The organism is Oleiphilus sp. HI0061, from assembly GCF_001635675.1.
Genome location: NZ_LWFE01001787.1, coordinates 1 through 9,736, shown reverse-complemented (window position 1 = coordinate 9,736; position 9,736 = coordinate 1). Strand labels below are relative to the sequence as shown.

Below are 9,736 nucleotides of genomic sequence, written 5' to 3'. Positions count from 1 at the left end.
TCGGCCTCGGTTATTGAAGTTTCAGAACAAATTGAAAAAGTATCCAAGGTAATCAATAAACTGCAAGACAACATGACACAAGTCAGTGCTGCCTCGCAGAATGTTGGCGAGGTAAATAACAATAACGCTTACGCTGTTATACACCTACTGGAGTCAATTCAAAACCTGAGCACAATGACGACAAAGCTTAGCGACGTTTCAGAGAAGCTAGCAAACGTCGTGAATAAATAGCTAGCAGGTCACTTTCCTTACTAAAGCCCGACTAATCATTCTGACCTTCATGTTGAGGGGCAAACGCTTAAGGTTTGTTCCCACAATACCCTTCGTAAATCGGGTCTGTTTACTGTAATCAATATTTACATCTAACACGACTGGCTGACCCGCTTTGCTGATTCTCCAAGCTTCATCCAACATTTCATCTATATCGGAATTCTCATCGATCCGGACATAAGCTGCGCCAGTAGCCATCGCTACACCCTGCATTCTCGTATCCGCAAGAACCGAACAAGTTTTCCTGTTATACGGCACCTCTTGAGCTTGTGATATTTGGGATAACTCGCCATCATTAAATATGGTAAAAATTGCACCCAAGCCATTCTTGCTTGCCGTTGTAATTTCCATGCACGTCATCAAAAATGCACCATCACCAATAATACTGACAACGTCTTTTTCAGGATTAAGAAGCTTTGTTCCGATAGTCGCAGGGACAGCATAACCCATGCAATTGAAGTCGGTAGGCGAAATCATGGTTCTCGCTGTATGAATAGGCATAAGTTCTGCCGTTAAGAAGGTATGGTTACCGTCATCAACCACTACATAACCGTCATCAGGCAGCCTTTTCCTTAAGGCATCAAAGAATAAAGCTGGATTAACACGAGAACCACTATCGTGCTTATACCACTCTTGTTTATACGAAGCCTTTTGCTCTGAGATGAGCTGACTCACTTCCTTATAACGCGCATCAAAACAGATATTATTCTCATGTATTTTAGCTTTGAGCTTACGTAATAACGCGGGCAAGACCTCATTTGCATCTCCCTGGATCGCTACTTTCGCTGGGTAGTTTGTATTGAGAACTTTAGGGTTAATGTCAATATGAATCAAAGATTCAGGAACCGTAACGCCAAAGCTACCTGTACCAATTTCTCCAAAACGAGTCCCTACCGCAAGCAAAGCGTCGCAATCTTCAAATGCTTTCGTTGCGGCAGGCACTGCTGCAGCCCCAAAACTCATTCCCGTATGCATAGGATCATTTGCCGGAAAGGAGCTTAAGCCTTGCAAGGTAGTAGATGCCGGTGCGCCAAGCAAGCTAGCGACTTGCGTAGCAACATCAGAAACGTCCACCGCTCCCCAGCCCAAAAACAATCCGGGCTTATTAGCCTTAATTAAGATATCGACCGCTTCATCTAGCTGCTGTTCAAAATGACCAGACTCGACAAGCGCCTTTTCACTTAAAAATTCGGCATACGTTATTTGTCGTTCAACCTCCGCCGTATAAAGCTGTATATTCACTGGTATCTCAACAAATACTGGCCCTGGTTCGCCACTCGTCGCAATTTCGTAGGCTTTATATAGCGTTCTAATAATATCTTTCTGGTGAGCTACCTTAAATGTTGCCTTGGTAATTGGCGCTAGCATCGCATGCTGATCCATATCGTGAAGCTGGTATTCAAAGTCTGAATCGCTCCGCACACCACCCGACAACACCAGCATTGGAATACCGTCAAGAAATGCTTCGCCAATACCACTAGCTGCATGCGTAGCGCCTGCCGCAGGAACGATAAGCATTGCACCAACCGTATCACTGGTTCTACTAACAGCATCTGCCATGAACGCGCCACAGCCTTCATGAGTAACGAGCATAGGCTGAATGGTGGCCGACTTATTTAACTCATCATAGATCTCGGTATTGTGAACACCCGGTATACCAAATGTATGTGAAATCCCAAGTTGCTCGAGTGCATACCTAACTAGCCAAGCGCCTGTTTTCTTCATGTATCACCTTTAAGATTCTTTTTTCTATATAAATTTATTACAGGGAAAATGTATTACATCTGCCCTTAGTATTAGTTGATTGCGTCAATTGCGCTACGCGCCGTCAGTACACAGCCGGATAAGAACGTGCCCTCTAGAGACTTAAATCCGCTGGCACCGCCACCGCCAAAACCCGCTGCTTCACCAATCGCGTACAAGCCTGGAATTGCTGCACCCTCTGAGCTCAAGACCTGGCTTTGCAAATTAGTCTGTATGCCACCAAGGCTTTTTCTGGAAATGAGTCTGAGCTTAATCGCGATTAACGGACCGGATTTGTCACTTACAATGGGGGCAGGTTTACATGTTCTGACTTTGTCGGATCGCCATGCCCTGGCTTGCTGAATACGCCTAACCTGGTCATCGTTCCATAAAGCCGGCCCTCGTGATAGCATTTGGTCATAATCACTAACAGCAGCTTTAACATTGTCACAGCTCAAAACTTTTTCATCATCAAGAGCCTTCATCTGGGTAAGGAGTTCATCCATATTCTGTGCAACGATAAAGTGGTCACTTTCAGTAGAGATTTTCTCAATTAGCGTGTGATTTCCTAGCAATATTTCCTTTAAAAAGCTAAGTAACTTTCTGTCTCGAATCGAGGGGTTATGCTCCGAACCGGAGATTGCGAATTCTTTTGCAGCGATACCCCAGTTCAAAACCTGCCAGGTATAAGGTTCTTCTAGCTGGGCAACGCGACGACATAACTCATTTGTGTCAAAACCAGTAACGAGTGGATCAGGGCCAATACGATTGCCTTTAGCGTCAAGCCACAAAGCAGATTTACATGGGATCAAGCTTAAGCCATGGCCTTCAAATTGTGGCTGAGGATGCGGAATACCTGCCGCATAATTCCACATTTTATCAAGATGCGTAACACTCCCCCCCAAATTTGAAACGAGCTCATGCAATGCGCCATCGGCATAAGGGTGAGATCCGTTTAGGATTTCTTTCGGTGGCAAGCCCCAAGGTTTGTACCAATGCTCCCTAACCTTGTCGATACTGCCGTTAATCCCGCCACATGCAGCAATAGTATGCTCAGCCTCAAACTCTACTACCTTTTTAGTCTCTTCACTTTCACTTCGACAGCCCACTACGCGGCCATTTTCAGATACCAACTGAACTACACGATGTCGATAAAAGAACTGAAGACTATCACGGTTAGAATGCTTAGCCAGTTTTTCTAGAAACAATTCAACCAAGCGGTGACCAGTGCCCCAAATTACGTGATACCGGGGAACGCTATTACCATCGCCATTTAGCCCACGTTCTACCCAGTTTACGGCCGGAAAGAACTTTAAGCCTTTGTCACATAGCCAATGAAATACGCGCTCTGCGGAATTCTGCACGTAGTATTCAGCCCAACGTTTAGGCCATTCATCCTGTTCACTGAACTGAGCGAATGAATGCCAATCTTTTAAGGCAAGTTCAGGAGAATCTTTTATGCCCATACGTTCCTGAAGTGGTGTCCCCACCAAGGCCATACCACCAAACGCCAACTTTGCCAGGCCACCGGAATTACCTTCAATATCTCGATCAACCAACGAGACACTTAGACCTTTTTCCAAGCATTCATGCGCCGCAATTAAACCCGCAATTCCAGCACCAACAATAAGTACATCACTTTTAATAGCTGCCATCTTTCTTGCCTTGTTACCAAATCAATAAACTAAACAAAGTTTGCCAAAGCTCTTTACTTAAGAGGATAGTAAAATTAGCCTAATGGCCTTAGATTGAGACATAGAAGAAATAAAACCATTCTAACAATAATAGCCCTTTACCTGGATTCCACTAGGCATGAGTGAAACCGAAGCATTTATTAGTCACCTATATCGAGCAACCAAGCGCGTTGATATTGAGTATTATCGCCAGTGGGCCCTAAACGAATTACAGTCATTTCTTGATATCGACGCTGCGATCTGGAGCACCGGACATTTAAGTACGCGCACTTTTCACACACACACAACACTTAATCTACCAACTAGTTTTCCAGACACCTTAATAGAACACATTAAAATAAATCCAATCAGCAATAGCTTGTTTGCTCATGCTGGTGAAGCTGTAGATATGGCTGATGTAATTAACGACAGTGACTTTTATCGTTCTGAAATCTATCACTCGGTTTTTGAGCCGCATGGAATAAAACGTATTTTAAGTTCACTACACATAGCTTCAAGAAGCGGTATCTATACCCTTCTCTCTGTGTACCGCACTGACAAAGATAGAAAGTTCTCAGATAACGAAAAGAAAAGACATCAACGAGTATTATTTCATCTTATACAAGCTGCCTCTCATGCTTGCATGCTAAGCATGGAAGATAGGTCGGAGGGCGAGGAGCAGTACTACGCGATATGCGACCGTCACGGCATTTACCATGAGGTCGAAACAGAGTTTCTCGACATAGTCGAGCTTTGCTTTAAAGGAAGTAAGGAATTAAATACGCAAAAGCAAATCCTTCCCTTAAAACTCCCTTTGAATGAACAACAGAGAGAAAAACAGAACTACATCTTTAGCTCTCAGCAGCTGGGAGATCTCTTCCGAATAGGCGTTCGCCAAAGAAATAAACTCGACCAGCTAACCCAAAGGGAGCTAGATGTCGTAAAAGGCGTGACCAAGGGTTTAAGCTTTAAATTAATCGCAAAACAACTCGGCCTGAGCCCATCAACAATATCAAACCATCTATATCGTATTTATCATAAGTTAAATATTAATAGCCGTGAGCAGCTTGCTCAACTCATGGGAGACATAGAGCTAAAATAATTGCTGGTTGATGTAAGTCATTACATAGCAAACGCGCTCATGCCAAACTAGACTAAAGCTACAATAAAGGAGAATCACCAATGAGCCTATATAATAGTATACTCGTCGCTTTAGAGTGCGGCAAAGACGCGCAACAAGTGCTCAACAAAGCATCTGCACTGGCTGAACAAAATCCTTCAGCCAAAATTCATTTAGTTCACGTTGTACTCGACCTGATTGTGGCTGACTGGGCAGGCAGTCCAGGCCAGATACCGCCTCCATTAGATCAAGAAGCTCTCGCACAGTCGGGTGCAGACTACCTTCGCCCCTTCATTGAAGAGGCAGGGCTGGATCCAAATAATCTAATTATGTGCTTTGGGCCACCGGCTCAACAAATCCTTAAACAGGCAGATAACCTAAATGCAGATGTCATTGTTGCAGGTAGTCATAGTCGCCACGGGTTTGAAGTACTGCTAGGCTCTACAGCTCATAAGATTTTGAACCTCGCTGAATGTGATGTACTGCTAGTGCGCTGCCCCAAGAGCTAAATAATCGAAGATGTTGATAGCAGCATCCCAATTTTGGAATGCTGTTTCTCATCCTAGCCTTTGTGACTACCAGTCATTTTATGGCAAAGTAAGCCCTCCTTAATAAATATAAAAATGAGGAATACAATGTCATCAGCCGCGATAACCTATACAGAAACAAACCAAGCAATACCCCAAGAACGTGGACAAGTGATTCTAGGATGCCTTAACGAGTTTGCTCGAGACCCCTTGGCCTTCTTCCACCGTTTAATGTCTACCTACCCGGACATAGTGGAATTCCACATCCCTTTTAACAATATGGCGCTTGTCACAAGTGGTGACTTAAGCCACCAAATTCTTGTAAGCCAAGCAAAAAAATTTAGAAAGTCAGACCGAGACGTTGCTGTCATGGGAACCGTTTTGGGAAAGGGGCTGATAACAAACAATGACCTTGCTAATCATAAGACTCAAAGGAAATTAGTACAGCCAGGCTTCCACTTCCGTAGAATTGAGTCTTACGCTAAAACTATGAGCGATTATACAAGCAGAATGACGCAAGATTGGAAGGCGGGTAACAGGGATATTGCTGATGATATGTTCAAGCTGACAATGTATATCGTCAGCAAGACTCTGTTTGATACAGATATGGAACATATGCAAAGCAATGCAAATAATATTGGTGAAACAATGCACATCGTTCAAACGGAAACTAACAAACGGTTTCAGCAGGCTTTAGTTTTTCCTGACTGGGTTCCCACCCGAGGAAACCGTCGCTTGGTCGCTGCCAAAAAGGCATTGCACAAAACAATTAGCAGTATGATAGAAACAAGAAAGAACTCAGACTTAACAAATGCTGATAAAAAACCAGATATGATGTCAATGCTGCTCGAAGCTAAATACGAAGACGGAAGCAGCATGCCAACCGAGCTCGTGATGGATGAACTAATCACACTATTTACCGCAGGCCATGAAACAACATCAAATGCCTTAAGTTGGACATTCTACTTGCTCGCTCTACATCCAGATATTCAGGCAAAGCTTCATGCCGAGTTAGACAGTGTTTTAAACGATCAAGACGCTCAGTTTGAACACCTAGGTGAGCTTAACTATACTGATATGGTCATTAAGGAATCAATGCGCTTGTTACCGCCAGTCTGGACGCTAAACAACCGACAAGCCAATGACGACATTGACATAGGCTCATATCATATTCCCAAAGATAAAGTTATCTTCCTATCACCTTATGCGAACCACTTAAACCCACGTTATTTTGAAAACCCGAACCGCTTCGATCCAGAGCGTTTTTCACCAGAAAACGAGAAAAACATACCAAAGCATGTTTATATACCTTTTGGCTCGGGGCCACGATTTTGCATTGTGCAATCATTTGCGATGATGGAAGCGAAAATAATACTTGCAACAATTATGAGAAGATTCGAAGTCGAATTAGATGAAAACAATGTGTTTGACCCTCAACCTCTCATTACGCTCTCGAATAATAAGGGCATGCAAGTTAAACTAAAAAGCCGAGATAATTAGAGACTTTGCTAATGAAAACTGCGATGGCGCGTCATATTCTTGTAAAAGATGAGCAAACTGCCAACACGATAAAACAAGCCTTGGCTAAAGGGGGTGACTTTGCAAAACTGGCGCGCAAGCACTCTAGCTGCCCTAGCAAAAAGAATGGTGGCGACTTAGGCGAAATTCGGCCTGGTGACTTAGTTAAGCCCGTTGAACAAGTAATTTTCAAAAAAGCATTAAAGACCGTTCACGGTCCAGTAAAGTCAAAATTTGGCTATCACCTGATCGAAGTTTACTTTCGAGGCTAAGATAACAACTAAAAGCTGCCTAAAGCTGCTTTTAGTTGTTATCTTAGATTGACAGCCCTCGTAAGACATTAGCACCAATATCGCCATTAGCACCGATCACCAAAACTTTCATTGTAGATCCTTATTATTCTCTTTTACCTTCCTTGCTATTTCATATGCCAGATTAATGGTCCGCGTTGCATGCACCGGCCTGTTGGGATTCAAGATACGCTTTTACATCCTCGGCGTAACGTTCCTCAACGGGCACAAACTCACCACGTTCATCATCAAAAGCCCTTACGTCTCCGGCACCAATATCGTAGGTCCAGGCATGTAGCTGAATTTTATTGGTAGAAAGTTTGGCAGCAACATGAGGGTGGGTCTTTAAATGCTGCAACTGAAGCAAAACGTTTTCATCAATCAACATAGCCAGACGTTCATCATGGGAGCCCTCTGGCAGCTTTTCCATAACAATCTGATGCGCAGCCTTTGAGTAGCTGAGCCATTGTGTCACATGAGGAAGGTTAGTGAGCGAGTCAGGGTCCATCACGCCGGCCATTGCCCCACAACAGGTGTGTCCACACACAATAATATGTTTGACTTCAAGAACGGCAACAGCATACTCAATCGTTGCCGTGGTACCACCAGTATAGTTGCTATGCGGTGGAACAATATTGCCTGCATTTCGACATATGAATAGTTCCCCTGGTTCCGTCTGAACTAAAAGGTTTGGGTCAATACGAGAATCAGAGCATGTAATAAAAAGAGCTTCTGGATGCTGCCCTTTCACAAGTTGATCGAATAGTTCTTTCTTCTGAGGGTACACTTCGGTTTTGAATCGTACGATTCCACTGGCTATTTTTGGCATATCAATTCTCTATAACTCAATTAACGTGTTGAATAATAGCTTTCTCAACCGGTATAGGGAAGCGATATAGCAAGGAAAAGCCCTAACTAATTTTTTATGTTCGAGCGCCCTATTTTGACGCATAAAAAAACAGGCTCGCGCCTGTTTTTTTATGTATAACAACGTAGAGGGCTTAGTTTCTCGCGGTAATTGTGTAGCTGGAATCTGGATGATACTTGATATCAGACATGTAAATGCTTCCCATAGTTGGGCCGCTAGTATTTCCTTTAACTCGAATATTCTCCATGCTAATTCGAGCAATTTCTGTCGGCATATATATTTTTATACCGCCTTCGTCAGTAATTTCTATAGGCCCTCTTCCTTCCTGGTATTTCAAACCCTCAATAGAAATATCTGCTTCAATCAGGTTAGATATCGGACCAACACCTGCCATGGTTAATACACTGTCCGCTAACTCATAAGCCACTTGCTCATCCTTCGGCTCTTCATATTCATCTTCGTCGTTATATTTATGCTGAAAACCGGCAACCGCTCCGTCAGCATTCTGACCGATGCTAAGCCCCATACCTGGTATTGGACCGAACCCTTGGGCATTAACACCTGCCAAAGCTTCGTCATCAAGCATCTGCATGCCGCCAAACTTACCTAACTGTTCTCGTGTTAGCTCAGCGCTACTGGTGTTATTAATTGGTAAAGCTGCAGCGGGACTCGCAGCCATAGCAAGCATCGGTTGAAACGGCGCCGCAGCCAAAGCAACAAATGCTGCAGTGTAACGGTAACGAGACTGATGCTTAAGTGTTCTATTTAGCTCTTTCTCACTAATCCAGCCTTGCTTAATTAAGACCTCACCAAGCATCATGTTCTCGGAGGCTTGAAGCTGAAGTGCTTGATCAAGTTGCGCTTCGCTAATATAACCGCGGTTTACTAATAAGCGCCCAAGTCTGGATTTTGCTATTTGCTCATTATGCTTAGTCATACTTCCCCCGGGATAGTCGATCTTTATCTTATTAAGGTACTCTGAATCATTAATGGCTTATTAAAATATATACAGCCACCTAAGTAGTTGGTGAAATAATGGCCAGAAAAAGCCAATTTGTATGTGGGAGATTGATTTCGGTCAGTAACAAGATGTTATCCTGTGTCTATTCATGTGAATAGACACCGTTTTTGCTTTATACTAAGCACCGAAAATATTCATAGCTTGCTGATTTAATTAACCTTTCCCAATTAATTTATATAGAGTTGAAATACACACCATGAGAAATTCCAATCTATCCTTATTTAATAAATTTGTGTGCCATTTAACATTTATATCTTTGTGCTGTTTTGCGCTAGCAAGTCATGCAAAAGAAATGTATAGCAATACGACTCAAGCGACCATCACAACCAACTTTGGCATTATCGAGCTCGACCTTTTTAAAGACCGCGTTCCCGTAACCGTTGCGAACTTCATCCGTTACGCTAACGAAGGCTTTTATAACAACACTATCTTTCATCGCGTTATTCCCAACTTTATGGTTCAAGGTGGCGGTTTTGATCAAAAAATGAGACGAAAGCCCGTCTCTTCGCCCATTAAGAACGAAGCTAATTCTCTTATTCCTAATTTACGCGGCACTATCGCCATGGCACGAACGAACGACCCGCATTCTGCGACTTCTCAGTTCTTCATAAATGTTAAAGACAATATGCAGCTTAATAAATCCGGGCACAACGCGGGTTATGCCGTATTTGGCAAAGTAACTAAAGGACTCGAAATAGCCGATAAG

Annotated in this window: 10 protein-coding genes; 6 read left to right on the top strand and 4 right to left on the bottom strand. The window is 43.3% G+C overall.

The features are described from left to right. Positions 1–231: hypothetical protein (locus A3735_RS31545; RefSeq protein ID WP_197486089.1), on the top strand; the 231-nt coding region annotated here is incomplete at its 5' end. Here the strand turns inward: A3735_RS31545 and A3735_RS27310 are convergent. Beyond that, positions 232–1,995, bottom strand: coding sequence for a thiamine pyrophosphate-binding protein (locus A3735_RS27310; RefSeq protein ID WP_068508453.1), 1,764 nt, complete (start codon positions 1,993–1,995; stop codon positions 232–234). It abuts the gene before it with no gap. A gap of 71 nt (positions 1,996–2,066) precedes the next feature. Next, entirely contained in the window at positions 2,067–3,668 is a 1,602-nt protein-coding gene (locus A3735_RS27305) for an FAD-binding dehydrogenase (RefSeq protein WP_068633123.1), read from the bottom strand. 157 nt (positions 3,669–3,825) lie between these two features. On the opposite strand from A3735_RS27305, the gene A3735_RS27300 reads away from it, so the two are divergent. The 4 genes from A3735_RS27300 to A3735_RS27285 all read left to right on the top strand — a co-directional run bounded on the left by A3735_RS27300 (position 3,826) and on the right by A3735_RS27285 (position 7,123). Next, entirely contained in the window at positions 3,826–4,788 is a 963-nt protein-coding gene (locus A3735_RS27300) for a LuxR C-terminal-related transcriptional regulator (protein WP_068508456.1), read from the top strand. 80 nt (positions 4,789–4,868) lie between these two features. After that, positions 4,869–5,315 (top strand): universal stress protein, encoded by a 447-nt coding sequence (locus tag A3735_RS27295; RefSeq protein ID WP_068633125.1) that lies wholly within the window; start codon positions 4,869–4,871, stop codon positions 5,313–5,315. A gap of 126 nt (positions 5,316–5,441) precedes the next feature. Continuing rightward, a complete protein-coding gene (locus A3735_RS27290) occupies positions 5,442–6,833 on the top strand; it encodes a cytochrome P450 (protein WP_197475504.1) in 1,392 nt (463 codons plus the stop codon). Between the two features lie 11 nt (positions 6,834–6,844). Beyond that, the gene (locus A3735_RS27285; RefSeq protein ID WP_068508461.1) at positions 6,845–7,123 is read left to right on the top strand and encodes a peptidylprolyl isomerase; all 279 of its coding nucleotides are present in this window, start codon (positions 6,845–6,847) and stop codon (positions 7,121–7,123) included. Positions 7,124–7,286: 163 nt separating this feature from the next. Here the strand turns inward: A3735_RS27285 and A3735_RS27280 are convergent, their stop codons facing one another. Together A3735_RS27280 and A3735_RS27275 are read right to left on the bottom strand one after the other, a co-directional pair. Further along, positions 7,287–7,970 (bottom strand): carbonic anhydrase, encoded by a 684-nt coding sequence (locus tag A3735_RS27280; RefSeq protein WP_068508463.1) that lies wholly within the window; start codon positions 7,968–7,970, stop codon positions 7,287–7,289. A gap of 172 nt (positions 7,971–8,142) precedes the next feature. Then, positions 8,143–8,946 (bottom strand): hypothetical protein, encoded by an 804-nt coding sequence (locus A3735_RS27275; protein WP_068508465.1) that lies wholly within the window; start codon positions 8,944–8,946, stop codon positions 8,143–8,145. A 376-nt stretch (positions 8,947–9,322) separates the two neighbouring features. On the opposite strand from A3735_RS27275, the gene A3735_RS27270 reads away from it, so the two are divergent. Continuing rightward, on the top strand, positions 9,323–9,736 hold a 414-nt coding region (locus tag A3735_RS27270), incomplete at its 3' end, for a peptidylprolyl isomerase (RefSeq protein ID WP_068639041.1).

Bases quoted from the DNA above. Each gene is read 5' to 3' on its own strand.
- A3735_RS27290 (WP_197475504.1), top strand. From the start codon at position 5,442: ATGTCATCAGCCGCGATAACCTATACAGAAACAAACCAAGCAATACCC.
- A3735_RS27305 (WP_068633123.1), bottom strand. From the start codon at position 3,668: ATGGCAGCTATTAAAAGTGATGTACTTATTGTTGGTGCTGGAATTGCG.
- A3735_RS27285 (WP_068508461.1), top strand. From the start codon at position 6,845: ATGAAAACTGCGATGGCGCGTCATATTCTTGTAAAAGATGAGCAAACT.
- A3735_RS27280 (WP_068508463.1), bottom strand. From the start codon at position 7,970: ATGCCAAAAATAGCCAGTGGAATCGTACGATTCAAAACCGAAGTGTAC.
- A3735_RS27275 (WP_068508465.1), bottom strand. From the start codon at position 8,946: ATGACTAAGCATAATGAGCAAATAGCAAAATCCAGACTTGGGCGCTTA.
- A3735_RS27300 (WP_068508456.1), top strand. From the start codon at position 3,826: ATGAGTGAAACCGAAGCATTTATTAGTCACCTATATCGAGCAACCAAG.
- A3735_RS27295 (WP_068633125.1), top strand. From the start codon at position 4,869: ATGAGCCTATATAATAGTATACTCGTCGCTTTAGAGTGCGGCAAAGAC.
- A3735_RS27310 (WP_068508453.1), bottom strand. From the start codon at position 1,995: ATGAAGAAAACAGGCGCTTGGCTAGTTAGGTATGCACTCGAGCAACTT.